Genomic DNA, 24,476 nt, shown 5'->3' with positions numbered 1-24,476 from the left:
CGGGGGCAGCGGTACAACGCGCCCTCCTATGATGTTAAGGAGTTGAAAAAATGTCAGACCAAACACAATGGACCGACGTGACCATGCCCCAATTGGCAGAGTCGCTTGTATCGGCGACAATTGCAAAATGGTTGAAACAACCTGGCGAAACGGTGGAGCAATTCGAGCCGATTTGCGAGGTCATTACAGATAAAGTGAACGCGGAAATTCCATCGACATTGGATGGTATTATGGGTGATCTGTTAGCAGAGGAAGGTCAGACGGTAGCTGTTGGAGAATTGATTTGCCGTATTCAGACGAAGTCAGCTACACCTGCTGCATCAACTGGAGCGACATCCGCTGCACCGGTACCTCAGGGCAACGCACAAGCACAATTCCAGCAGGGTACTGCTTCGGATCAATCCATGCGAGGACGGTTTTCCCCGGCGGTGCAAACACTGGCTGCTCAGCACAGCATAGACTTGAATCAGGTGACAGGCACGGGCATGGGCGGACGAATTACCCGTAAAGATGTGCTGAATTATGTACAACTGGGGGGATCTACTCAGGCGGGAGTGTCTGAACAGCCGACTGCGACGACATCAGGACAAGGCTCTCCTTTTGCCGGAAGACAGCAGTCCACCGCTCAGCATAGTATACCAATTCAAAATATGGACCCTGCTATTCCGGTTCGTAACAGTGGCATTCATTTGACGGAGGCTCCAAAAGCTCCTGTGATCGAAGTTGAGGGTAGCAACAATAACAGATCGGAGTATTTTATTGATGTTACACCGATTCGCAGTGCGATTGCCCGCAATATGCGGCAAAGTGTCTCGGAAATTCCACATGCCTGGACGACGATTGAGGTGGATGTGACCAACCTGGTGATGCTCCGCAACAAGATCAAAAACGAGTTCAAGCAAAAAGAAGGCATCAATATTACGTATCTGGCTTTCCTTATGAAAGCAGTCGTGAATGCCATCAAGGAATATCCGATCATGAACTCGGTGTGGGCTGTGGACAAAATTATCGTCAAAAGAGACATCAATATTTCATTGGCCGTGGGTACTGAGGATTCCGTTCTTACCCCTGTTATTAAAAAAGCGGACCAGAAAAATATTGCTGGATTGGCTCGTGAAATTGACGATTTGGCACGTAAAACCCGGGAAGGCACGCTCAAACTGGACGACATGCAAGGCGGAACGTTCACTGTAAACAACACAGGCTCCTTTGGTTCAATTTTATCTTATCCGGTGATTAACTATCCGCAGGCTGCAATTCTTACCTTTGAATCCATTGTCAAAAGACCAGTGGTTATTGATGATATGATTGCGGTTCGCTCGATGGCTAATCTGTGCTTGTCGCTGGATCATCGCATTTTGGATGGAGTGATTTGCGGACGATTCCTGCAACGGGTTAAAGAAAATCTAGAAGGCTACACCTTGGATACAAAGCTTTACTAATCATCCGAACAGTTGGGTAAATGGACGGAGAGGAAGTGATAGGCCGTGAACAGACGACCGCTTGATGTAACCTATACGAATAGGGTGGAGTATGCATATGCATGGGATGTCCAGAAAGATATTGTAGGGAAGCTGGATGCGGGAGAGGTGAGGGAAACGCTTATGCTTCTCCAGCACCCGCCGACCTATACGATTGGCTCTCAGCAACATCCCGAGCATCTGCTTCTCACACCGGAGCAGTTGAAAGCTCAGGGAATCAGCGTCTTTCAGATTGACCGCGGGGGAGACATTACATATCATGGACCGGGACAACTGGTCGGATATCCTCTGATTATGCTCGGCAACCGGGAGGCGCTTGACCTGCACGGATACCTCCGGAGTCTGGAAGAGGTGATCATTCGGTTGCTGGCGTCCCATGGTATTGAAGGAAGCCGCAAGCCTGAATACACAGGGGTATGGGTCGGGAATCTTAAAATCGCGGCCATAGGAGTCAAATTCAACAAATGTAAGCACCGTCGCGGCTTTGTGACCAGTCATGGTTTTGCCTTCAATATCAAATCAGGGATACAGCATGAGGGCTTTCAAGGTATCGTTCCATGCGGAATTCAGGAATACGGAGTGACTTCATTGGAGGACTGCACACAGCAGACCTTTTCAGTGGAGCAGATTGCGAAGGAGATTGTACCTTACTTTGAGGAGCAATTTTCATTTGCGGCGGAATGGCAAAGTCATTCCCTCTAATAAAGCAAAGGCGGGCTATTCTGTGATGTACACGGAAGCCCGCCTGTTTTCTGCGCCACAGCTTGTCCGCCTACAGCCTCCATGAAGCATGGGGACGGCAGAATATCTTGAGAGCGCAATTCATTATAATGGCATAATCAACGGCTCAATCACCATGAACAGCGTAGAGCCAATCATCGCGGCGAGCATAATGTAGATGAAAAAACGAACCCATTTTTTGTTCGGCATGTGTAACTCCTTTAGGATAGGTTTAAGTCAGATACAAGACTATCTATCCGTATTGTAGCGTAAACGGGAAAGAGAGGGAAGTTCAATGACAGCAAAAGTAGTGAAAGAACGAATCGTACAAGAATTTATGGAACTCGTACAGGTGGATAGCGAAACCAAGCACGAGCAGGAAATATCGCGTGTTCTGAAAGAAAAATTCAATGCACTCGGGCTGGAGGTAACAGAAGATGATTCCCGCGAAAGAACCGGACATGGTTCGGGTAATCTGATCGTAACCTGGAAAGCGGAAAGCGCGGAGCAAGCACCTAAATTGTTTTTTACCTGCCACATGGATACCGTTACACCAGGCAAAGGCATTAAGCCGCAACTAGGTGAGGATGGATGGATTCGCAGTGACGGTTCCACCATTTTGGGGGCAGACGATAAGGCAGGGATTGCCGCTTTGTTCGAGGCGATTCGTGTCGTGCGTGAGCAGAAAATTCCCCATGGACAAATTCAGTTTGTGATTACGGCAGGTGAGGAGTCCGGTCTGTTCGGCGCGCGGGCAATGAAACCGGAATTGCTGGATGCGGACTTTGGGTATGCATTGGATTCCAATGGTGAAGTAGGCTCCATTTGTGTGGCTGCGCCAACGCAGGCTCGTATTGAAATGAAAATTACAGGAAAGTCCGCTCATGCAGGTGTAAATCCCGAAGATGGCATCAGTGCCATTCAAGTAGCCTCCAAGGCCATTTCCAAGATGAAGCTGGGACGGATTGATAAGGAAACGACCGCTAACATAGGCAGCTTCGAGGGCGGCGGAGCAACGAATGTGGTATGCGATTTTGTGTTGATCCGGGCGGAAGCACGCAGTATTGTGCAGGAGAAGGTGGATCATCAAATTCAGCATATGCGTGAAGCTCTGGAAACTACCGTGCGCGAATTTGGTGCACAAGGCGAGTTCCGGAGCGAAGTCATTTATCCGGCATTCAGCTTTACGGAGCATGATGAAATTGTGCAGGTTGCTCAGCGTGCTATACAAGGGCTGGGACTGGCAACGCCGACCTTCCATTCCGGTGGTGGCTCGGATGCCAATGTATTCAACGGACTGGGAATTCCAACGGTGAATTTGGCTGTTGGCTACCAGAACATTCATACGACACAGGAAAAAATCAAGGCAGATGATCTGGTGAAGGTTGCCGAAGTGGTCGTAGCCCTTATTCAAGAGGCGACGAAGTAAGACTCGCACGATACACATAAGGTTCAGGCTAAAGACAGGAACAGCGTTCCCTTGTCTTTAGACCTGAACCTTTTTTGGAACCACGAGCGAGGCGATCGTGGCAGTGGAGCCGTGTTCCTTTTGCCATTGCCGCAGGAGGGCTTGAATCTGCCAGGCTTTGCCGACAATATGGAGAGTGGTTTCGGTACGGTAGCTTTTCATTGGCGAATCTCCTTTGAACAGGGAAATTTGTTATAATACCACCATATGTTCGAAGTGGACAAGTTATACTAAAGTTGGCGATAGTTAATGAAAAGATAGATGATGAAGGAGGAAACATACTGATGAATAATCAACAGAACGATCCAGTGAACGATCTATTGAACAATCCAGACCGCAAGCCTTATTCCAATCCTGCGTTGGAGGAAAAAACGGTATCCACGCAGCCCATTTTTGAAGGAAAAGTGATTACGTTGCAGGTGGACACGGTAGAGCTTCCAGACGGTTCCACGGGTAAGCGTGAAATCGTGAAGCATCCGGGGGCGGTGGCCGTGTTGGCGCTGCATGAGGGGAAAATGCTGGTTGTGGATCAGTACAGACAGGCGATGGGCCGCTGTGAGGTGGAAATCCCGGCAGGTAAGCTTGAGCGGGGAGAGGACCCGATGGAAGCAGCGGGACGCGAGCTGAGAGAAGAGACAGGCTATACTGCCAAGTCGCTGAAGCTGCTGCACTCCTTTTATACTTCCCCCGGATTTGCGGATGAAATCATTCATCTCTATGTGGCCGAAGAGCTGGAGTTGGGAGAAATGGAACCGGATGAGGATGAATTTCTGGAGCTGTTCGAGGTGACGCTGGAGGAAGCACAGGCGCTCATTCGTGAAGGTCGGATTAGTGACGCCAAAACGATTCTGGCTGTCTATGCGTGGCAGCTTCATCAACACACAGGGAGCTTTTAAGCGGTATGAACGAAAATACGGTGAAACTTACAGATTACTATGCTGACCTCCATATTCATATCGGAAGAACGGAAAAGGGAGCTCCGGTCAAAATTAGTGGCAGTCGTGACCTGACCTTTGCCAACATTGCCAAGGAGTCATCCGGTCGCAAGGGCATCGGACTGATCGGGATCATTGACTGCCACGCACCGAACGTACAAGAGGATATCCACGCTTATTTGCATACGGGTGAAATGACGGAAATCAGCGGTGGTGGTATCGCGTACCGGGATACGGTTGTGCTACTGGGAACGGAGCTGGAGATTCGGGCGGAAGGTCGTCCCGAGGCGCACATCCTGGCCTATTTTCCCCATTTGGCGGCGATGGAGGATTTTACGCAATGGATAGCTCGGCACATGAAAAATGTCAATCTCAGCTCGCAGCGTATCTATGCCCCGCCACGCGAGCTACAGCAGCAAATTTACGGTCGTGGAGGCATTATGGTGCCAGCGCATGTGTTCACCCCTCATAAGGGCATATACGGAAGTTCTGCGGCCCGTATGGAGGAACTGCTGGATATGCAGCTCATTAGCGGAGTGGAGCTGGGGTTAAGTGCGGATTCGTCTATGGCGGGATTGATCTCGGAGCTGGATCGTTTCAGCTTTCTGACCAATTCCGATGCCCATTCGCTCGGCAAAATTGGACGGGAGTACAACAAATTATCCATGGCAAGGCCGTGCTTTGATGAATTCCGAATGGCTTTGGAGCGTCAGGAAGGACGACGGGTGTCTGCCAACTACGGATTAAATCCAAAGCTGGGCAAGTACCATCGTTCCTACTGTCAAAGCTGCGGTACGATTATGGACGAGCAGCAGATGGCGGATGAACGCTGTCCTGCCTGTGGTCATACCAAGCTGGTGCGGGGCGTACTGGATCGGATATGGAGTATTGCTGATCGTGAGCAGCCCGTGATTCCATCACATCGGCCGCCATACATTTACCAGATTCCACTGGAATTTATCCCCGGTCTGGGCAAAGCCAAGCTGAACCACCTGCTGAATGCGTTCGGAACAGAAATGAATATTTTACATGAAGTCACACAGGAGGAACTGGCGGCGGTTGTCGGAGACGCGTTGGCAGAGCAAATTGTCCTTTCCCGGGAGGGACGGCTTTCCCTCGTATCCGGTGGTGGCGGGACATACGGCAAAATAGCCAGGTCCTAATAAAGTCTTGTCCCGATAAAGTCATGTCCTATTAAAGTCATATCGGGGTCTGCTTGTTCATAACCATTAAATATCTATGCCGTTGGCTTGGCACATCACTCGTGAATCTTCTTTTGCAGCGCAAGCTGCCCTGAACCCTAGCCATCAGCCGTCGGATTACGGTTGTTTTTTGGACAAACAAGCAGATGAAAGGGGCAGGACGTCGATGCAGTGGTTTCGTCATACGTTAAAGGATCAGACGCCGTATTATGTTTTTTTGGCCGTGCTGTTTCTGGTAGGAGTCGTTTTTGGTGCACTGATGGTGAACGCGCTCTCGCTGGAGCAGCTACAGGATTTGTCGCGTTACCTAAAGGATTTTTTTGTGACGGTCAATCAAAATGAGCAGGGCTTTACTGGTTCGCAAGCGACCTCAACCTTTTGGGATAGTGTGTCTCTACATCTAAAATGGGTCGGTTTAATCTGGGTATGCGGTCTTTCAGTCATCGGTCTTCCTGGCATTCTTGTACTGAATTTCCTCAAGGGTGTGTTGATCGGATTTTCCGTAGGCTATATGGTGGGGCAATATTCGTGGAAAGGGCTGTTATTTTCCCTCGTCTCCGTGGCTCCCCACAATTTAATCGTCATTCCGGTGCTGCTCGTGTGCAGTGTGGCTGCGATGACCTTTTCCATTCATATGATCAAAACTAAAATACTCGCTACACGGCCATCTGTTGGCATGCTTCGTCCTTTGCTGTCCTACGCAGGGCTGACCGCTGCAATGATGTTGCTCCTCGTTGGTAGCGCGTCCTTTGAAACTTGGGTCACTCCAGTCATGATGCAGTGGGTTACTCCCATGCTGACTGCCTCCGTGTCTCCCTGACCCCGTTTCAAAATGTTTGACTTTATTTGTATAGACCCCCTATAATAATAGGAGTGAAAAAAAGTGCAGTGGGCAGTAGCTTTTGCAGGGGGAGGGAGACACATGGAAGCACGGATCGAAAAAATTAAGCAGCAGCTGCAATCCCAGGGCTACAAACTAACGCCTCAGCGGGAAGCCACCGTCAGAGTTTTACTTGAGAACGAAGATGATCATCTGAGTGCGGAAGATGTATTTATGCTCGTTAAAGAGAAAGCTCCCGAAATCGGTCTGGCAACCGTATACCGTACCCTAGAACTGCTAAGTGAACTGCACGTCGTGGAGAAAATCAATTTTGGTGATGGCGTTGCGCGTTATGACCTGCGCGGCGATACGACCAAGCATCACCACCACCATTTGATATGTGTGCAGTGCGGCAGTGTGGATGAAATACTGGAGGATTGGCTTGGACCGCTGGAAGAGCGTCTGGAACGGGAATATAATTTTACCGTAGTGGACCACCGTTTGGACTTTCACGGCATTTGTTATCGTTGCAAGACGAAGAACGATACGACAGCCCAGAAATTTTTGGGTAAAACCAAGAAAAACAAATCTTAGGATTAATAAGCTGACAACCCAAGCTCTCACCGACGAAGACGCGTTCGGGGAGAGCTTTTTTAGTTGGGGACTTTTTTGGTTCGGGATCTGCTATACGACATTAAGCGGTATAAAAAGGAACAGCTTGTCATACCCTTCCATAGAGAGCCTTAACAAGGCCTATAATCTGGAAAAGGCGGCTGATTCATATGGTACTATCGTTGCGGAGAGGACTAAAATGGCTGCGTCTGTTCATACTGTTCGGGGTTTTGGCATGTATGTTCTACTATAGCCTCGGGTTGTTTAGGGATTGGATTACACCTGTGGATCATTACCGGATACCGGAAGGACATGCAGTCAAGGTATTCGGCGGGCAGGAATTATCCGACGTACCCGAGTATAAGACGGCAGTGTCGGAGCGTCTGCGTTTCTTTTACTGGTATGGAGAATAGTCCATGTAGACGCTGAGACTGATCCGATTGAACCGTTGTATGCAGGACAAGGAGACTTCTGGAACTCATGAAAATGTATATTCAACCTTTTGTTCGATATATGGAAGAGGAAAAGGGCTTGTCGCCCAGCACATTGGAAGCGTATCATCGGGACGTACAGCAGTTTGTCGAGTTCGCTGAAAGCTGCGACATCGAGCAGCCGGACCATGTTCAACGCTCTCATCTGGTGCTTTATTTGGGACGCTTGAAGGAACAGGGAAAAGCCGCGGCGACGATTTCGCGCAGCGTAGCCTCTATCCGCTCCTTTTTCCATTTTCTCATTCGGGAGGGGATTACGGGTCATGACCCGTCTGTTTTGCTGGAGCTGCCGAAGGCCAACAAAAAGAAGCCTTCAGTGCTCACGCAGGATGAGATAGAACGTCTGCTGGCAGCGCCGAATGTTTCCACCCCGCAAGGGGGACGGGATAAGGCGATGCTGGAACTGCTGTATGCGACAGGAATTCGCGTATCCGAGCTGATCGCCCTGAACATACGTGATGTACGCACCGATCTGCGTTTCGTCCACTGTGGAGGCGAGGCGGGCAAGGAGCGTGTTGTGCCGATCAGCCGTGAGGCATCGCAGTGGGCACAAGCGTATATGGATGAGCAGCGTGCGTTGTTGCTGCGATCCGGGCAGGATGAGGAATCTCGGGTAGTAGAACAGGAAGCCTTGTTCCTCAATGTATCCGGTCAGCGTCTCAGCAGACAGGGCTTTTGGAAAATGATCAAGAAGTACGGTCAGGAAGCAGGCATAAGCGGGGATATTACACCGCATACCCTGCGGCATTCTTTTGCGGTACATATGCTGGAGGGCGGAGCGGATTTGCGCTCCGTACAGGAGATGCTGGGCCATGCCGATCTGTCCACGACGCAGGTTTATGCGCAGACAGCCAAGCGAAGTATGAAGGAAGTCTACGAAAAGCATCATCCGCACGGCGGCAATCGTCCGTCCAGCGACAGCAAGGAGCGCATGTGACGACGATTTACCATAGTCATCGCTGTAGTAACGATCACAGCAACTATAACTAACGATTGTACAAGACAGGAGAGATATTAATGTCAACAGCCAACCAAGCAACGATTCAGGAAGCAGCAGATTATATCCGTGCCAAGAGCGGAATCCGTCCGGAAATTGGCCTTATTTTAGGCTCGGGTCTCGGCATTCTGGCCGATTTGATTCAGGATGGAATTAGTATTCCTTATCAGGATATTCCCCATTTTCCCGTATCGACGGTAGAAGGTCATGAAGGAGAATTGCTGCTAGGTACCATTGAAGGTCGCGCTGTAGTTATGATGAAGGGCCGCTTCCATATGTATGAGGGCTATGGCCCGCAGCTTACAGCTTTCCCGGTTCGGGTCATGAAGCAATTGGGTATTCAAAGTCTGCTGGTGACAAATGCGGCAGGCGGTGTCAATACGTCTTATGAGGCAGGCGATCTGATGGTTATCTCGGATCATCTCAATCTGACCGGACAAAATCCGCTGATCGGACCGAACGATGCAGCTCTGGGCGTTCGCTTCCCTGACATGTCGGAGGCATACAGCCGTCGCTTGCGCGAGATTGCCAAGCAAACCGCTGCTCAGCAGGGCTTCAGCTTGCAGGAAGGCGTATATGCCGGATTGCTGGGTCCAAACTATGAAACGCCTGCTGAAATCGTTATGCTGCGCACACTGGGTGCAGACGCGGTGGGAATGTCCACGGTGTCCGAGGTTATCGTAGCCCGTCATGCAGGCATTGAGGTGCTGGGCTTCTCCTGCATCACGAATATGGCGGCAGGCATCTTGGATCAGCCCCTGTCCCACGATGAAGTAATGGATACAGCAGAGAAGGTACGTGAGAAATTTTTAAATCTCGTTTTGGCGATCATTCCACAAATGTAGATCGTTATATCCCAAGAACCCCGTTTCCGAACGCCATCTAAGGCCGTAGGAAAACGGGGTTTTTTGCGTACTAATCATTTGGTAGCCCCTAATGTGGTGGGGGTGTACCGCATACTGTCGTGTTCGCCTTTTCTGCTATTAATAGTCTATGCCGTTCCTGTACCTTAATCACAATAACGATGAATATGATCCAGTAGATGGCCAGAGAATTTAGGAAGCGGCTGTCTGTAATGTTATTTAACACGATGAATAAGAAGAATACGGCTGCTGTCAGCCATGTATACATATCGGTTTTACCGATTCTGAATTTAAATAAAGTGGTTATGACGAGTGTAATGGTTGCCAGCAGTCCCGTAAGGCCGATATCGATCCACAGATCCCGAAATCCGCTGTGGCTGCTTGTCAGATCAAATCGGATTCCATTGGCATAGATGCTAGGCCGGTTGGCCCAGAAGGAACCGTAGCCATGACCAAACCAGTAGTGACTTTCAATGGCGCCTGCAATTCCCTGCCAGATTTCTGTTCTTCCAGTCAAGGTTGTTGTCTTGCCAAATTCCGATGCAATCGCATCCCCGTAACTTAAAGCGAACACGAGACTCAAAAGCACAAGCAGGCAGGAACTGCTAATGAAGAAACCACGCAGCGCAACGCTTCGGATTCTTTTGAATAGCAATATAAAAAGGATGAACATGAACAGGGAAGAAGTCAGCAGCAACGAAGTAGTGGATTGGCATTTGATAAGCAGTAAGGCATTCACCAAAATAAAGCCAACATGCAAAGCTTTGCGTGTTCCCCTGAAAAAATAAATGACATGTGAAACAAAACATAGCAGAGAGAGCGTTCCCAGTGTGTTTTTATGACCGGAAATGCCTTTCCACAGCCCTGTATGTTCGACGCCCCCATGAATGGCAAAGGAGGGAACGAGCAATACCGCCAGTAGATTGAGTATGCTCAAAATACTTAACGTAATGACCAACAGGCGGATGCAGCCTTGCGTTGTATAATGGGTAACCAGATAAAGCCCAAAGGTGGAAAAAGCAACGAATTTAAGCACCATCAGCATGGATGAGGCCTGTTCCTGTTCAGCCCATAAACAGGAGAGAGTTATGTACATCATGAGCAAGGTCAGCAACGGATTATCAGCCAAGGTTGCAATTAGCGGCTTTAGCGAGGGCAGCAGCATCAGATAGCTAAACAGCAGGATGAGCAGAGAAATTGAGATCACTCTCGGAGACAAGCCCTGACAGGCATAAGGAATCGAAAAAGCCAGTAAACCGGTCACTGTAAGGACAGTCTTCACACATTCACCACCTAGATACGATATGTATCTATTTTATACAAAACGTATCTTTTTGTACAATAATAAAAATGTATTCGCATATACTCAATCCATATTCAGAGAATAGAATCCTTCAGCCCTGTCTGAAAGAAGATATTTTCGTTGTTTTCAAAAAGTGGAGGTGTTGGGGTGGCGGATCAGTATACAGATCATTTGAAATTGAACTTGAGTAGCTTGGGTGGTGTAAGCTTGAACCAACGGCAACTGGAAGAAAATTTTAAAAAGATTGATAAAGAATTCAATCAACGTAGTGTGAATGTCAGTTGGTTTGGAGCCGCAGGTGACGGTGTTCAGGACGACACGGCCGCTTTGCAGCAAATGATCGATAGCACGCCTGACTACTCCATGCTTCGCATTCCCGGTGGTCGCTATAAAATAACGTCTACCTTGCATATCCGCAAACAGGGTATCCGCTTTTTTGGTACGCATAAGGGCAGATATCGACAGGGTAAGGGGGTTACATCCATTGAATACTATGGCACGGGTCCATGTTTTCAAATTGGGGATGAGAGCCTCCCTACATTCAGTGGCTTTCAAAATGTACAATTCCACGATTTGTCGATCCGATACGAGGGTGCCGTAAGAACCGCATTAAATAATCCGTTTTCCCAGGCGGCGAAGCGTGGCTATTATGGCAAAGGTACTTTGGGGATTCAGGACTGGAAGGGCGGGGGAGTTGTACTGGATAATGTCTTGATCGAGCATTTCGAGACTGGTTTTTGGGGTTATGAAAGTGATGTGGATTTTTTGGTGAACGCGGAAATTAACTATAATAAAAGAGGAATTCATCTGGAAAACAGAAGCTCGCAGTTTACGAGTCTTGGGCTATTAACCATGGGCAATGATACAGCGCTCGATCTGAATAGCTCCAACGGGGCCAGATTTTTGGCCAGCCAGCACATAAAGGACGGAAGCTCAAGTGATATTCCTATTCGAATTGATGATTTTATGAATGCCGAATTTATAGGCTGCTGGTTTGAGGGGCTAAGCTTAGAACATAGGGTGACGGTTCCGTCTTTTATTCAAATTGGTGCCACGAAGGAGACGAAGAATGTTGCTCTTCGCGACTCCATTTTAGCCATCGCGGACAAATTCAGGGACAAAAACGACGACAACTACTGGTCAGTATGTGATTATTTTGTAGATGTGGTCATTGGTAAAAAAATTTTAGTGGATGAGGTGGGTGGATATCCACGCAATTTGAGACATCTGGTTTCCTTTTCCGGCAGCTCATCCACGCAGCAGGTGACGCTTCGTTCGCATCTGGATTTCAATTACGTGGATAACCGTTATTATAAAAACAACGGGACAGGGCAGGCCTTGTTGCTAGTGGAGAAATATTCGAATAACGGGATCGAGCATTTGGATGAAACCTTTGTCAAAGCCTATCTGGGAGCAAGACAAAATATTCCCGCAGGTAGTTGGCAGAAGGTAAACTTCAACCAGATCAGCTATGATGAACTGACCGAGTTTGAGGCGACGGGCAGTCGTTGGAGGGCCAAACAAGCCGGGAAGTACAGAATACAAGCCTATATTTCGACCGATCCTCAAGCGGATGGCAACCGTACACGGCTGGCGCTCCATGTGAATGATGAACAGGTTGCCGGCAGTTCGGCGTATGCTTATCTCGATGATCGGGTGATTGGCGGGCTGAACTACAGCGCCTTGAGTGGAACGATTGAACTGAAGCTGGAAGCCAATTCTTTTATTGATATACGGGTGTTTAGCCAAAACAAAACGGATATTCTGCCAGGTGGAGGTATTACGTATCTTACCATCAGCCGAATTTAGATTGCTTTAACAAAGCATTTCATATTCCCCTTCTTTCATTTCATATTTGAAAATCCGCACCATGCTGACTCAGCTTGGTGCTATTTGATGTTTTCAGGTGTATGGAATATTTTTCTTTCATTCTGACGACAATGGTTAGCAGCACGCGAATAGGCTGGAGGACTACATAACGGGCTCCGGTGCTTTACGCCAATATGTTGAGGAGGGAACCGATTGTGAAGAAAAAAGTGGTAGCGTTCATCCTGGCTTGTCTGGTGGCCTTGACTGCTGTCCCCGTCGGCGGTTGGGCCGAGGAAAGCAAACCTGAAAGCAAGCCCAAGGAGGGTTCTGCGGCTGAGCTTGCTCCCGAGGCTCTCTCGGCGATCCTAATGGATGCGGATACGGGTACAGTTATCTATGAAAAAAATAGCCGTGAAAAGCTACCTCCGGCGAGTATTACTAAAATTATGACCATGCTGCTGACGATGGAGGCTATTCAAGATGGCAAACTCAAGCTGACCGACAAAGTACGGGCCAGCGAATATGCGGCTTCGATGGGCGGATCGCAAATTTTTCTGGAGCCGGGAGAAGAAATGACGGTCGATGAGATGCTTAAAGGAGTCGCGATGGCTTCCGGCAACGATGCTTCTGTGGCGATGGCTGAGAAAATTGCCGGCTCTGAGCAGGCCTTTGTCGAATTGATGAATGCCAAGGCGCAGCAGCTTGGTTTAAAGGATACCCATTTTGCCAATTGCAACGGTTTGCCGGTAAAAAATCACTATTCTTCTGCGCATGATATTGCGGTCATGAGCCGTGAACTGTTGAAATATCCCCAAATTACGAAATATACAGGAGCGTATCAGGACTATTTACGCAAATCCTCGGCCAAGCCGTTTTGGCTGGTGAATACGAATAAGCTGGTTCGCTTTTATACTGGAGCGGACGGGCTGAAAACAGGCTACACAGGGGAAGCGAAATTTTGCCTTTCCGCTACGGCCAAGCGTGATGGTATGCGTGTAGTCGCTGTCGTACTTGGCGAACCGAATACCAAAACACGTAACAATGAAGTATCCTCCATGTTTGATTATGCATTTTCCCAATACACGATGAAATCAGTGTACAAGCCGGGTGACTTGCTGGGAAGCGTAAAAGTCGAGAAGGGTGTACTGCCGGAGCTGAAAATTCAGGCAGATCGTTCCTACAGTGTGCTGGTGAAAAAGGGTGGAACGAAGGATACGCTGCGTCATGAGCTGCAACTCGCTCCAAGTCTGAAAGCTCCTGTCCGTGCAGGTGATCCGGTTGGCAAGCTGGTTGTCTATCAGGATGGTAAACGGCTCAAGGAGTTTAATATAACCTCACCCGTGGCGGTGGAAAAGGCTGGATGGTGGAAATTGTTTAAACGTACCATGTTGAACCTGTTTTCTTTGTAGATTTTAAGGGGTTTTCTTCTAGTTTTGTCGGAGGGCAGGAATCGTCTGCGGCTGCGTAGAAATCCTTGTCCAAGACCGGGAGGAGAGTGAGTAAGCATGAACCTGCAAATTGAAATGGAGCATCACCGGGGGGTGTTGATTGTAAGACTGTCCGGTGAGCTTGATCACCATACGTCGGACATGGTCCGTATGCAAATGGATGAAGCGATTCAGCGCCGCCAATGCGAGCATATCGTGCTCAGCCTGAAAAATCTCCAGTTTATGGACAGCTCCGGCCTTGGCGTTATCTTGGGACGTTACAAGCTGATTAAACAAAAGGGCGGCAAGATGGCTGTCTGTGATGTCAATCCGCCGATACACCGACTGCTGGATATGTCAGGCTTGTTTAAAATCATGCCTGTATATGAAAACGAGGGAAATGCGCTCACGGAATTGGAGGTGGTGTCATGAGGGAAAGTACGGGAAACAATTTCATGAGCTTGCAATTTGCCGCCAAATCCGAGAATGAAGCGTTTGCCCGCGTCGCTGTCGCTGCCTTTATTTCCCGGCTTGATCCGACGATGGACGAGCTGAGCGATCTGAAAACCGTGGTGTCCGAGGCGGTGACGAACAGTATTATTCACGGCTATGACAGCGATCCATCCGGAGTCGTGACCATCAAGGTCGGGATTGAAATGGACGTGGTTACACTGGTGATTGAAGATGCAGGAAGAGGGATCGAGGATCTGGAGCTGGCGAAGCAGCCACTGTATACCTCCAAGCCTGAACTGGAACGCTCGGGCATGGGTTTTACCATTATGGAAAATTTCATGGATGAGTTTGAAGCAGTCAGTGAGCCGGGCGGAGGCACGTCGGTCCGGATGAAGAAAAGGATTGAATCCAAGAAAGCTTTATATAATTAGGGGTTGATCCTATGGAAGCAGGAGGAAAAAAAACTTCGAACAGCTATTTGGAGGATGCAGAAGTCAAACGGCTCATTGCACTGAGTCAATCCGGTGATAATGATGCCCGTGAGACGCTGGTCAATAGTAATATCCGGCTCGTATGGTCTGTCGTGCAGCGCTTTATGAACCGGGGATATGAACCTGACGATCTTTTTCAGATCGGCTGCATCGGTTTGTTAAAATCGGTGGACAAATTCGATCTAAGCTATGAAGTCAAATTTTCAACGTATGCGGTCCCGATGATTATTGGGGAAATTCAACGTTTTCTGCGCGATGACGGCACGCTTAAGGTTAGCCGCTCCCTCAAGGAGACGGCCAATAAAGTCCGCAAAATGAAGGACGAGCTGTCCAAACGGCTGAACCGTTTACCTACGATCAAGGAAGTCGCAGATGAACTGGGAGTTACACCAGAGGATGTTGTTTTTGCTCAGGAGGCTAACAAGCCGCCAACCTCGATTCACGAAACGGTGTTCGAAAATGACGGCGACCCGATTACGCTCATGGATCAGATTGCAGATGAATCGCAGGAGCGATGGTTTGACAAGCTGGCGCTGAATGAGGCTATCGGCGGGCTGACTGAGCGGGAACGGCTCATTGTATATCTGCGTTATTATCGCGATCAGACCCAATCAGAGGTCGCAAGCCGGCTTGGTATTTCCCAGGTGCAGGTATCGCGGCTGGAAAAAAAGATTTTGCAGTCGATTCGCGATCAGATTGCTCAATAATATCGGTGAGGATTTTTGCTAAATCCTCATGCTACGTAATTCAAAAGGGTATTCCCAATCCATGTTAATGGTCAGGGGTACCCTTTTTGCGTGGAGAAACAGAAAGTGCACGGAATATGTTTCTCGGCTTCGCCTCATACTAACCAGTAATTACGAGGATAAGGAGGGGATCGGATGACTCATAATCCGGCTCCTACAGTGGCTCCCATAGTCTATTTACGTCTCCGCAGTCGTGTACGCATGTTACAGGGGCATGACTTGCATTTGGGGGATGTAGCCCATCTGCTGGCAGATCCCGAATGGGAAAACGAGCTGCTGGAGCTTGTTCTCAAGCGGCCGCAGCAGCAGGACGGCAATCTGATACTGGTGGATATGCTGCAAATCATTTCGAAAATTAGAGAACGCATTCCAGGTGTCGTCGTGGAATCTCTCGGCAAGCCGCATGTGCTTGTGGAAATCGTGGAAAAGCCGCGTAAGCCGTCCAGAATATTGTTTGTTCTGGTATGGGTGCTTCTGTTCTTTGGCTCTGCGCTCACGATTATGAATTTCCACGCTGACGTCAGCATGATGGAGGTGCAGGTGCGGATTGTTGAGATGATCACTGGACACAAGGATGAGCATCCATATCTGTTCCAGATTGCGTATTCGATCGGTATCGGCTTCGGCATGATTGTGTTCTTTAATCATTTATTCAAAAAAAAATGGAACGAGGAGCCGACGCCGCTGGAAGTGGAAATGTATCTGTATCAGGAAAATGTGGATCAGTACGTTGTGGCGGAGGAATATGAAAAGATGGCCCGCATGCATACGAAGGATAAGCGTCGATGATGATGTATGTGCAGGGTGCACTTCAGATCATTTTAGGCATCGCCGGAGGCGTTGCGGTGGGTGGTGGCGTGATCGCACTTTTTATTGTGCTGGATATGATTCCCCGGCTTGCACAGCTTACCCGTACCTATAACAAATCACGAGCATACGAAAAATCTATGATATTGGGTTCAGTGGTCGGAACGGTGTCCGATTTTTGGAATATATGCTTACCGTTGCCGGGCGTACTTACGTGGATTCCGGGGTTGTTTTGCGGAGTGTTTATCGGTTTACTCGCCGCAGCACTGACGGAGGTACTGAATCTCTTGCCTATACTCGCCAAGCGGCTCCATATGACCGTGTATATGTTTGGCCTGCTGATGGCGATGGTGCTGGGTAAGGTGACGGGTTCGTTTTTTGACTGGTTCGTATACAACCGTTAATAAGGAAAGTGAAGGGGGCAAGAGATATGGAGCATAGACCGGATCAAGAACATCAGGAGGATGGAGCCATCGGGAATGAAGGTCATACTGCTGGCAAGAAAGAGATGAGCCCGTGGAAAAAAAGGGTGGCACAGGAGTCAGCACATTTTAAGCACAAAAAAGAGAGTGAGCGTTCTGATAACGTAGAGGAATCCGTCCTTTACTGGCAGGGTAAGGATGATATATCGCCAAGAATGAAGGATAATCAGGAAACACTCAAAACAGTAATCGGTCTGGGAGAGACCTTTGATGTCGTATTCAGGGAGATGACACTAGGCGGGCGTCATATCGGCTATCTGTTTCTGAATACCTTTGCCAAGGACCTGGTCATGGTTGAAGTGCTCAAGCGGCTCACCTATCTGACACCGGATGATCTGTCCACGGACGGACTGCAATCGTATTTTGAAAATTATATTCCGCATATTCAGGTGGAAAAAACAGACAAAATGTCGGTTGTTATCAACAAGGTGCTGTCAGGATATAGCGCTTTCTTTATGGAAGGTGAGCGCTTTTCGATCATTTTGGACACCCGTAATTATCCGGTACGTAACCCCGAGGAACCGTCACTGGAGCGCGTCGTACGTGGTGCCCGTGACGGCTTTACAGAGACGATGCTGACAAATGTGGGTCTGGTTCGCCGCCGCTTGCGGGACCCCGGCCTTAAATTTGAGGCGATGCAGGTTGGTCGCCGCACCCGAACCGACGTATGCTTGGGCTATATTGATGATATCGTGGATAAAGTGATGGTGGAAACGGTACGCGATAAAATTAAAAACGTTAATCTGGACGGTATCCCGCTGGCGGATAAGCAATTAGAGGAGACGATTATTAATAAAGGCTGGAATCCATATCCATTAGTGCGGTATTCGGAGCGACCAGATGTTGTGGCTTCGCATATTATGGAAGGGCGACTCGTTATTTTCGTTGATACCTCACCCAGTGTGATGATTTTGCCTACCACCTTTTTTGACCTTTGTCAGCATGCAGAAGAGAATCGGCAAACGGCCTTTATGGGGAGCTATTTGCGCTGGGTTCGCTTTATAGGGATTTTTGCTTCCATGTTTTTGCTTCCAATGTGGCTGCTTATGGTCATCAATCCTGAGCTAAAACCGGCGTTTCTCGATTTTATTGGTCCTCAAAAGGAAGCTCACCTGCCGCTGATTGCCCAGTTTATCATTGTGGAGCTGGGGGTCGATCTCATGCGCATGGCGGCTGTCCATACACCGACACCACTGGCTTCCGCGATGGGCTTGATCGCCGCCATTTTGGTCGGGGATATTGCGGTCAAAACGGGACTTTTCGTCAACGAAGTTGTGCTGTATATGGCTGTGGCTGCTATCGGGATGTTCGCCACGCCGAGCTATGAATTGGGATTGGCAAATCGGCTAATCCGGCTGGTTTTGCTGATCGCTGTGGCTATTTTCCACGTTCCGGGCTTTGTCGTAGGCACGACACTGATCATTTTAATGCTGACGCTGCACCGGTCATACAATTCTTCCTACCTGTGGCCGTTCATTCCTTTTAATGCCAAGGCGATGGCTTCCATCTTGTTCCGTATGCCTGTACTGAATGCACCTAACCGTCCGTCATCTAACAAAACGCGGGACAATACACGCATGCCGGGTACGGATGCAAACACGGATTCGAACTCTGGCAACGGGCAGGAACATTAATATAAATGATCTGCATAAAAATCCATTCTTGTTGATGCTTTTTTTGCTATACTGGTGTTAACATTCGATGGAATATGACTTCTTGTTCCAGAAAGAGAGGCGCCAGAATATGTATTTGCATGGAAGCAGTAAAATTAACAGCACTGGACATTTGGAGATTGGCGGCTGCGACACGATCCTTCTGAAGGAGCGTTTTGGAACACCGCTATATATTGTAGATGAACAGTTAGTACGCCAGCGTTGTCGGGAATTTATAGAAGCTTTTCATGAAACCGGGTTGAAGTTTCAAGTCGCTTATGCAAGCAAAGCATTTTGCGTAATGGCGATGTGTGCTTTGGCTGCAGAAGAAGGAATGTCGCTCGACGTCGTTTCCAGTGGAGAGCTGTTCACCGCGCTGCAAGCTAGATTTCCGGCAGAGCGAATCCATTTTCACGGCAACAACAAAACACTGGAAGAAATTGAAATGGCGTTAGATGCGAAAATTGGTTGCTTCGTGGTCGACAGCGAGATGGAACTGCATTTGCTTCAGGCCCTTGCCTCTGAGCGGAAACAGCAGGTAAATATTTTATTGCGGGTTACACCGGGGGTTGAAGCGCATACGCACGAATATATGGCCACAGGCCAAGAGGATTCAAAGTTCGGTTTTGACATTGCGAACGGTACAGCACGCCATGTGGTGGAGCAAGCTATCAGGCTAGATCATCTGAACCTGCTGGGGGTACATTCCCATATCGGATCGCAAATTTTTGAAGTTAACGGCTTCCAAATGGCTGCCGAACGGGTTGCCGCTTTTTCCAGGGAAATCAAGGAACAGCTTCAGTTTTCTTTCAAGGTTATTAATCTGGGTGGGGGATTTGGCATTCGTTACACAGAAGAGGACACGCCACTGAAAATTTCCACCTATGTACAGGCTATCGGCGAAGCCGTAAAAACTCATTTTTCCGGGCTTTATGATGAGCTTCCAGAAGTCTGGATTGAGCCGGGACGCAGTATTGTGGGCGATTCAGGCACAACCTTGTATACCGTAGGCAGCGTCAAGGATATCCCACAGGTGCGCAAGTATGTCTCGGTGGACGGCGGAATGACGGATAATCCGCGTCCAGCGCTATATCAGGCGAAGTATGAAGCCATGCTGGCTAACCGGGCGTATGATGCAAACGAGGAGACGGTATCCATTGCGGGGAAATGCTGTGAAAGCGGCGATATGCTTATTTGGGATGTGGAGCTGCCGCGTCCGACCAGCGGGGATTTGCTCGCTGTTGCTTCAACCGGAGCCTACAATTATTCCATGGCGAGTAATTATAACCGGTTACGTCGACCAGCGGTTGTATTTGTAAACAATGGTGAGGCTGAGCTGGTGGTGCGCCGGGAAAGCTATGAGGATATCGTTCGGAATGATGTCGTGCCACAGCGCCTGGTCCGTGACCAAGCCGGTTCATCGGTTCATCCCAACGCCAAGATTACGGTTTCTTCCTGATTTTTGATACGCGTGACGAAGTAGACCATTTAGCCGGAAGTGATATACTGGGGATAATGGTCTCTTTTTTTTGGACAAGGCTTTGCTAAGCGCGGCAATTCATAGTAAACTGGAACTTGATGCTATTTAGCTTTCAAAACAGGTTGAAAAGGAGCTACAAACAATGAAAAAAGGTAGAATAGATCTTGAAAACGGCGGTATCGTCGAAATTGATTTTTTTCCAGAAGAAGCGCCAAACACGGTTGCTAACTTCGAAAAGCTGGCAAACAGCGGTTATTACAACGGCTTGAGCTTTCACCGTGTAATTCCAGGCTTTGTTGCCCAAGGTGGTTGTCCTAATGGAACAGGCACAGGCGGTCCTGGATACACGATCGACTGCGAAACAGCTACGAACACAACGAAGCATGCCAAAGGCGTTCTGTCCATGGCGCATGCAGGCCGTAACACAGGCGGAAGCCAATTCTTCATCTGCTACGCTCCACAGCCGCATTTGGATGGAGTACATACTGTATTTGGTCAAGTGACCAAAGGTATGGAATTCATTGATGCTGTAAAACAAGGCGACAAAATGAAAGAGGTCAAAGTATTTGACGCGTAATATACCGTTAAATGCATGATCTTTTTCTATAACGTTACACCTAAGCCGTTCTGTCTTTCGACAGGGCGGCTTTTTGTTGTCTTTTGTTTGACAGTTTGCTGATTTTCGCATTCACGCAGGTCTTAAAGTGAAGAAAATCACATTCGAAAAGTAAGTGTTGTGATAGCCTTTTCATAAGAATGCATTTTCCATTTTTTATATGAGTATTCAAGCTTAGTAAGGGTTGCAAAAGAAGGGGGTTTATCACATTGTCTATTTTAACGAGCACAAATCGACTCGGATTTTTTGAAATCCGGATGGAGTCCATTGGTGGACTTGGCGCTAATCTGGCTGGTAAAATGCTGGCTGAAACCGGGGTGCTTGGTCTGGGGCTGAATGCTTCAAATTTTTCGTCCTATGGTTCGGAAAAGAAGGGAACCCCGGTCAAAAGCTTTGTCCGTTTTTGTGATCCCGGGGTGGATATACGCGATCACAGTCCGATCGAGCAACCGCATGTGGTGGGCATTTTTCATGAAACATTGTACAAAACGGTAAATGTCATCAGCGGACTTCCGGCGGACGGGATCGTTGTGGTCAATTCCACGCGTCCAGCAGAGGAAATACGGGCTGATTTGGGACTGGTATCCGGTACGCTGGCGGTGGTGGATGCGATGGGCATCGCCCTGGAGGAGCGGACGAAGCTGAATACGTCCATGCTGGGTGCGCTGTTCCGCGTCTGTGATTTTTTAGATCCGGAGGCGATGAGATCGGTTATTCGCAGTACCTTTGAGAAGAAAAATCCACAGTTGGTGGAGCCTAATTTGCGTACGTTTAACCGTGGTTTTGAAGAAATGGAACTGCACGTATATCCGGTTACTGATGGCGCGCAGGATCGGGTTTTTGAACGTCCGCAGCCCTTGCTGGGGTACGAAACGCAGCCATCAGGGGGCGTTATTGCGACTCAGGGGAACAGCATGACGAGAGATGTTAGTGGTTCACGTCAGGGTTATGTGCCTGAATATGAAGCTGATAAATGTACGCATTGTGCCAAGTGTGATTCGATTTGCCCGGATTACTGTTTCGTATGGGAAGAGCAAGCAGACAAACGCGGAAGAATGCTGCCATTTTTGCAAGGGATTGATTACCAGTATTGCAAAGGTTGTCTGAAATGCGTAGATATTTGCCCATCGGGGGCATTAAGCTCGCGCCGTGAGCAATGGGGATGGGCAGAGCAGCATCGGGTTGCCCACCAATTTCCGGCATATGAAGGAGGTGGCGTGTAATGGCGAAACTGGAGGAGGAACTCAAGCAGACAGGCGCTGCGCAGGTGACGACGTTCGAATCCGGCAATGAAATGGCGGCTACAGCGGCTGCGCAGATCAATTATCATATGATGGGATATTTTCCGATCACACCATCGACCGAGGTGGCGCAGTATCTGGATCAAATGAGAACGAGAGGCCAGCATGACATTAAGTTGGTCGCAGCAGACGGTGAGCATGGATCGGCAGGGATATGCTATGGTGCTGCGGCAGCGGGAGCGAGGGTTGTGAACGCAACAAGTTCGCAAGGCTTCCTGTATATGCTGGAGCAGTTGCCTGTGCAGTCCGGCACTCGTTTTCCTATGGTTATGAATCTGGTGACCCGAGCTATCAGTGGCCCGCTGGATATCCGTGGGGATCATTCGGACTTGTACTATGGTTTGAATACGGGCTGGGTGATTTTGACCGCAAGCACGCCGCAAGCTGTGTATGATATGAATATCATGGCGCTGAAAATTGCAGAGCACAGCGATGTTCGGTTGCCTGTGATGGTCGCGTATGACGGTTTTTACACGTCCCATCAGAAGCGTAAAGTGCAATATTTTGCCGATGCCGAAACCGTGCGCAATTTTGTGGGTCCTAACCCGAATCTAAATTATCCGAATATTTCGGATTTCGACCATCCGGTCACGGTGGGTGCGCATATGAACGGCGATGATCTGACGAATAATCATGCTCAGTTATCCAAGGCATTAAAGCTGTCAGAAGGAGTATATGAGCAGGTAGCTGCGGAATATGCCGCACTATCGGGTCGGGAATATCCGATTTTGGATCTCTATCATATGGAGGATGCCGAGGTTGCGGTATTCTTGCTGAATTCGGCAGCTGAATCGGCCAAGGATGTAGCTGATCAGCTCCGCGCGCGCGGCATTAAGGCCGGTGTCATTCGTCCGAATATCATTCGGCCGTTTCCTGCCGAGCAGCTGCGCGAGGCATTGCGCCATGTCAAGGCGCTGCTGGTGGGTGAACGTGCGGATTCGTACGGCGCTGATGGCGGTAATTTGACGCACGAAATCAAGGCGGCCTTGCAGGAGGACCCGCTGAACCGGACGCTCGTATTGTGTCGCATCTTTGGCTTGGGCGGCAAGGATTTTTATGCGGAAGACGCTGAGGCATTCTTCCAGCTTGCTATTGAGACGGCGGAAACCGGGCGGATTGAGAAGCCTTTTGATTATTACGGGCTTAATCCGGGCTCCCCGGACAAGGTCATGCCGCAGGTCATGCAGCCGCCACGGGGCGATGCGTACCGTACGGGTCTCATTCAGGTTACGCCGGATGAGGTGACCGGGAAGCTCAAGGTCAAGGTACCGCCGCTGCGTTCGCTGACGACCAAACCACGCCGTCTTACGCCGGGTCATGGGGCGTGTCCAGGCTGTGGAGCGCTGTCTGCGCTGGAGCTGTTTTTCAAAGGCATCGAGGGAGATATCGTCGTGCTGTTCCAGACAGGTTGTGTATACGTGGTGACAACAGGTTATCCGTATACGTCGCACAAGCAGCCGATGATTCATAATCTTTTTCAAAATGGGGCTGCTACGCTCTCTGGAGCGCTGGAGGCTTACATGGAGATGAAGCGCCGCAATGAAATTAAGATGGCGGATGATCCGACCTTTATCATGATCAGTGGGGACGGCGGGATGGATATTGGTATGGGTTCTGCAATTGGTGCGGCTCTTCGTAATCATAAGCTGATCATGCTGGAATATGATAACGAGGGGTACATGAATACAGGCTCGCAGCAATCGTACTCGACTCCGGTCGGCCATATGACGAGCACGTCAGGTGTAGGGAAGATGCAAAAAGGCAAGCAGGGCCATCACAAGGATACAGTGCAAATTATGGCTGCCTGCAATATTCCATATGCCTTCACGGCAGCCGAAAGCCATCCGCAGGATATGCTACGCAAAGCGGCCAAAGCACAATGGTATGCAAATAACGTGGGGACCGCCTATGGTAAAATCCTGTGCGCCTGTCCACTGAACTGGAAATCCGAGGATAGACTGGGTACCAGCATTGTGGGGGCTGCTGTGGAGTCTTGCTTCTTCCCGCTGTACGAGATTGAGCAAGGCAGTACGACGATTACGTACAATCCGGAGGACAAGGGAAAACGGATTCCAGCCGCAGAATGGCTCAAATTAATGGGCAAAACAAAACATCTTCTTAAGGAGGAAGCCACGCTGGCTACCTTTGAGCAGGAGATTGAACGCCGCTGGAATATTCTGAAAAAGAAACATGAAATTTCGGAGCTATAATCCATTTTTTTGCATAATACAATTTGAACATTGTTATAAGATGCTGCGGTACCGGTTCGATCAAGATTCTTTGCGCTTGTTGCGCGAAGAATCTTTTTTGTCGTTTATGG

Annotated in this window: 25 protein-coding genes; 22 read left to right on the top strand and 3 right to left on the bottom strand. The window is 49.0% G+C overall.

The window, feature by feature from the left end; genetic code table 11:
* Positions 1-50 precede the first annotated feature (50 nt).
* Both AC0WRU_RS14300 and lipB read left to right on the top strand, forming a co-directional pair.
* Positions 51-1,442 carry a dihydrolipoamide acetyltransferase family protein gene (locus AC0WRU_RS14300; protein WP_025685849.1) on the top strand — a complete coding sequence of 464 codons (1,392 nt, stop codon included), beginning with the start codon at positions 51-53 and terminating at the stop codon, positions 1,440-1,442.
* Positions 1,443-1,487: 45 nt separating this feature from the next.
* Positions 1,488-2,183: a lipoyl(octanoyl) transferase LipB gene (gene lipB / locus AC0WRU_RS14295; protein WP_476125273.1), complete on the top strand. Its 696-nt coding sequence runs from the start codon at positions 1,488-1,490 to the stop codon at positions 2,181-2,183.
* 123 nt (positions 2,184-2,306) lie between these two features.
* On the opposite strand, the gene prli42 is transcribed toward lipB, so the two are convergent.
* Positions 2,307-2,411: a stressosome-associated protein Prli42 gene (gene prli42, locus AC0WRU_RS14290; protein ID WP_155985464.1), complete on the bottom strand. Its 105-nt coding sequence runs from the start codon at positions 2,409-2,411 to the stop codon at positions 2,307-2,309.
* Between the two features lie 85 nt (positions 2,412-2,496).
* Here prli42 and AC0WRU_RS14285 point away from each other — a divergent pair, with 85 nt between their 5' ends.
* On the top strand, positions 2,497-3,630 hold the full coding sequence (locus tag AC0WRU_RS14285; protein ID WP_476125272.1) for a tripeptidase T: 1,134 nt from the start codon (positions 2,497-2,499) through the stop codon (positions 3,628-3,630).
* Between the two features lie 57 nt (positions 3,631-3,687).
* On the opposite strand, the gene mciZ is transcribed toward AC0WRU_RS14285, so the two are convergent.
* Entirely contained in the window at positions 3,688-3,831 is a 144-nt protein-coding gene (gene mciZ, locus AC0WRU_RS14280) for a Z-ring formation inhibitor MciZ (RefSeq protein WP_476125271.1), read from the bottom strand.
* A gap of 122 nt (positions 3,832-3,953) precedes the next feature.
* Between mciZ and AC0WRU_RS14275 the strand changes: the two genes are divergently transcribed.
* From AC0WRU_RS14275 to AC0WRU_RS14245, 7 genes are all read left to right on the top strand, one after another.
* Positions 3,954-4,565, top strand: a complete 612-nt coding sequence (locus AC0WRU_RS14275; protein ID WP_476125270.1) for an NUDIX domain-containing protein — start codon at positions 3,954-3,956, stop codon at positions 4,563-4,565.
* A 5-nt stretch (positions 4,566-4,570) separates the two neighbouring features.
* Entirely contained in the window at positions 4,571-5,767 is a 1,197-nt protein-coding gene (locus tag AC0WRU_RS14270; RefSeq protein ID WP_476125269.1) for an endonuclease Q family protein, read from the top strand.
* 205 nt (positions 5,768-5,972) lie between these two features.
* Entirely contained in the window at positions 5,973-6,626 is a 654-nt protein-coding gene (spoIIM, locus tag AC0WRU_RS14265) for a stage II sporulation protein M (RefSeq protein ID WP_476125268.1), read from the top strand.
* A gap of 102 nt (positions 6,627-6,728) precedes the next feature.
* Positions 6,729-7,220: a ferric iron uptake transcriptional regulator gene (gene fur, locus AC0WRU_RS14260; RefSeq protein WP_049827511.1), complete on the top strand. Its 492-nt coding sequence runs from the start codon at positions 6,729-6,731 to the stop codon at positions 7,218-7,220.
* Positions 7,221-7,408: 188 nt separating this feature from the next.
* Positions 7,409-7,651, top strand: a complete 243-nt coding sequence (locus tag AC0WRU_RS14255) for a YqzK family protein (RefSeq protein ID WP_025685843.1) — start codon at positions 7,409-7,411, stop codon at positions 7,649-7,651.
* A gap of 67 nt (positions 7,652-7,718) precedes the next feature.
* Positions 7,719-8,666, top strand: coding sequence for a site-specific tyrosine recombinase XerD (xerD, locus tag AC0WRU_RS14250; protein WP_476125267.1), 948 nt, complete (start codon positions 7,719-7,721; stop codon positions 8,664-8,666).
* Between the two features lie 80 nt (positions 8,667-8,746).
* The gene (locus AC0WRU_RS14245; RefSeq protein ID WP_025685841.1) at positions 8,747-9,571 is read left to right on the top strand and encodes a purine-nucleoside phosphorylase; all 825 of its coding nucleotides are present in this window, start codon (positions 8,747-8,749) and stop codon (positions 9,569-9,571) included.
* 88 nt (positions 9,572-9,659) lie between these two features.
* Here the strand turns inward: AC0WRU_RS14245 and AC0WRU_RS14240 are convergent, their stop codons facing one another.
* On the bottom strand, positions 9,660-10,871 hold the full coding sequence (locus AC0WRU_RS14240; protein ID WP_476125266.1) for an O-antigen ligase family protein: 1,212 nt from the start codon (positions 10,869-10,871) through the stop codon (positions 9,660-9,662).
* A 168-nt stretch (positions 10,872-11,039) separates the two neighbouring features.
* Between AC0WRU_RS14240 and AC0WRU_RS14235 the strand changes: the two genes are divergently transcribed.
* From AC0WRU_RS14235 to AC0WRU_RS14180, 12 genes are all read left to right on the top strand, one after another.
* On the top strand, positions 11,040-12,701 hold the full coding sequence (locus AC0WRU_RS14235; RefSeq protein WP_476125265.1) for a glycosyl hydrolase family 28-related protein: 1,662 nt from the start codon (positions 11,040-11,042) through the stop codon (positions 12,699-12,701).
* Between the two features lie 215 nt (positions 12,702-12,916).
* The gene (locus AC0WRU_RS14230) at positions 12,917-14,110 is read left to right on the top strand and encodes a D-alanyl-D-alanine carboxypeptidase family protein (RefSeq protein WP_476125264.1); all 1,194 of its coding nucleotides are present in this window, start codon (positions 12,917-12,919) and stop codon (positions 14,108-14,110) included.
* Between the two features lie 96 nt (positions 14,111-14,206).
* Positions 14,207-14,560, top strand: coding sequence for an anti-sigma F factor antagonist (spoIIAA, locus tag AC0WRU_RS14225; RefSeq protein WP_476125263.1), 354 nt, complete (start codon positions 14,207-14,209; stop codon positions 14,558-14,560).
* A complete protein-coding gene (gene spoIIAB / locus AC0WRU_RS14220; RefSeq protein ID WP_134913783.1) occupies positions 14,557-15,012 on the top strand; it encodes an anti-sigma F factor in 456 nt (151 codons plus the stop codon). The genes spoIIAA and spoIIAB overlap by 4 nt, the downstream gene beginning before the upstream one ends.
* A gap of 11 nt (positions 15,013-15,023) precedes the next feature.
* Positions 15,024-15,779 (top strand): RNA polymerase sporulation sigma factor SigF, encoded by a 756-nt coding sequence (gene sigF, locus AC0WRU_RS14215; RefSeq protein WP_014282155.1) that lies wholly within the window; start codon positions 15,024-15,026, stop codon positions 15,777-15,779.
* Positions 15,780-15,953: 174 nt separating this feature from the next.
* Complete coding sequence (locus AC0WRU_RS14210; protein WP_476125262.1) at positions 15,954-16,607, top strand: stage V sporulation protein AA; 654 nt, start codon at positions 15,954-15,956, stop codon at positions 16,605-16,607.
* On the top strand, positions 16,607-17,029 hold the full coding sequence (locus AC0WRU_RS14205; protein WP_025685835.1) for a stage V sporulation protein AB: 423 nt from the start codon (positions 16,607-16,609) through the stop codon (positions 17,027-17,029). Before AC0WRU_RS14210 ends, AC0WRU_RS14205 begins: the two co-directional genes overlap by 1 nt.
* A 26-nt stretch (positions 17,030-17,055) precedes the next feature.
* The gene (locus AC0WRU_RS14200; RefSeq protein WP_476125261.1) at positions 17,056-18,741 is read left to right on the top strand and encodes a spore germination protein; all 1,686 of its coding nucleotides are present in this window, start codon (positions 17,056-17,058) and stop codon (positions 18,739-18,741) included.
* Between the two features lie 109 nt (positions 18,742-18,850).
* Positions 18,851-20,218 (top strand): diaminopimelate decarboxylase, encoded by a 1,368-nt coding sequence (lysA, locus tag AC0WRU_RS14195; RefSeq protein ID WP_476125260.1) that lies wholly within the window; start codon positions 18,851-18,853, stop codon positions 20,216-20,218.
* Positions 20,219-20,381: 163 nt separating this feature from the next.
* Positions 20,382-20,816 (top strand): peptidylprolyl isomerase, encoded by a 435-nt coding sequence (locus AC0WRU_RS14190; protein WP_014282150.1) that lies wholly within the window; start codon positions 20,382-20,384, stop codon positions 20,814-20,816.
* Positions 20,817-21,064: 248 nt separating this feature from the next.
* Complete coding sequence (locus AC0WRU_RS14185) at positions 21,065-22,078, top strand: 2-oxoacid:acceptor oxidoreductase family protein (protein ID WP_476125259.1); 1,014 nt, start codon at positions 21,065-21,067, stop codon at positions 22,076-22,078.
* Positions 22,078-24,366 carry a thiamine pyrophosphate-dependent enzyme gene (locus tag AC0WRU_RS14180; RefSeq protein ID WP_476125258.1) on the top strand — a complete coding sequence of 763 codons (2,289 nt, stop codon included), beginning with the start codon at positions 22,078-22,080 and terminating at the stop codon, positions 24,364-24,366. The genes AC0WRU_RS14185 and AC0WRU_RS14180 overlap by 1 nt, the downstream gene beginning before the upstream one ends.
* Positions 24,367-24,476: the final 110 nt, after the last annotated feature.

The sequence above is a fragment of the Paenibacillus sp. 1-8 genome (genome assembly GCF_056316205.1).
This window is presented reverse-complemented; position numbering and strand designations above follow the sequence as displayed.

Excerpts from the sequence above, each read along its gene's own strand:
- AC0WRU_RS14300 (WP_025685849.1), top strand. The coding sequence starts at position 51 with ATGTCAGACCAAACACAATGGACCGACGTGACCATGCCCCAATTGGCA.
- prli42 (WP_155985464.1), bottom strand. The coding sequence starts at position 2,411 with ATGCCGAACAAAAAATGGGTTCGTTTTTTCATCTACATTATGCTCGCC.
- AC0WRU_RS14285 (WP_476125272.1), top strand. The coding sequence starts at position 2,497 with ATGACAGCAAAAGTAGTGAAAGAACGAATCGTACAAGAATTTATGGAA.
- mciZ (WP_476125271.1), bottom strand. The coding sequence starts at position 3,831 with ATGAAAAGCTACCGTACCGAAACCACTCTCCATATTGTCGGCAAAGCC.
- AC0WRU_RS14275 (WP_476125270.1), top strand. The coding sequence starts at position 3,954 with ATGAATAATCAACAGAACGATCCAGTGAACGATCTATTGAACAATCCA.
- AC0WRU_RS14270 (WP_476125269.1), top strand. The coding sequence starts at position 4,571 with ATGAACGAAAATACGGTGAAACTTACAGATTACTATGCTGACCTCCAT.
- spoIIM (WP_476125268.1), top strand. The coding sequence starts at position 5,973 with ATGCAGTGGTTTCGTCATACGTTAAAGGATCAGACGCCGTATTATGTT.
- fur (WP_049827511.1), top strand. The coding sequence starts at position 6,729 with ATGGAAGCACGGATCGAAAAAATTAAGCAGCAGCTGCAATCCCAGGGC.
- AC0WRU_RS14255 (WP_025685843.1), top strand. The coding sequence starts at position 7,409 with ATGGTACTATCGTTGCGGAGAGGACTAAAATGGCTGCGTCTGTTCATA.
- xerD (WP_476125267.1), top strand. The coding sequence starts at position 7,719 with ATGAAAATGTATATTCAACCTTTTGTTCGATATATGGAAGAGGAAAAG.
- AC0WRU_RS14245 (WP_025685841.1), top strand. The coding sequence starts at position 8,747 with ATGTCAACAGCCAACCAAGCAACGATTCAGGAAGCAGCAGATTATATC.
- spoIIAA (WP_476125263.1), top strand. The coding sequence starts at position 14,207 with ATGAACCTGCAAATTGAAATGGAGCATCACCGGGGGGTGTTGATTGTA.
- spoIIAB (WP_134913783.1), top strand. The coding sequence starts at position 14,557 with ATGAGGGAAAGTACGGGAAACAATTTCATGAGCTTGCAATTTGCCGCC.
- sigF (WP_014282155.1), top strand. The coding sequence starts at position 15,024 with ATGGAAGCAGGAGGAAAAAAAACTTCGAACAGCTATTTGGAGGATGCA.
- AC0WRU_RS14210 (WP_476125262.1), top strand. The coding sequence starts at position 15,954 with ATGACTCATAATCCGGCTCCTACAGTGGCTCCCATAGTCTATTTACGT.
- AC0WRU_RS14205 (WP_025685835.1), top strand. The coding sequence starts at position 16,607 with ATGATGTATGTGCAGGGTGCACTTCAGATCATTTTAGGCATCGCCGGA.
- AC0WRU_RS14200 (WP_476125261.1), top strand. The coding sequence starts at position 17,056 with ATGGAGCATAGACCGGATCAAGAACATCAGGAGGATGGAGCCATCGGG.
- lysA (WP_476125260.1), top strand. The coding sequence starts at position 18,851 with ATGTATTTGCATGGAAGCAGTAAAATTAACAGCACTGGACATTTGGAG.
- AC0WRU_RS14190 (WP_014282150.1), top strand. The coding sequence starts at position 20,382 with ATGAAAAAAGGTAGAATAGATCTTGAAAACGGCGGTATCGTCGAAATT.
- AC0WRU_RS14180 (WP_476125258.1), top strand. The coding sequence starts at position 22,078 with ATGGCGAAACTGGAGGAGGAACTCAAGCAGACAGGCGCTGCGCAGGTG.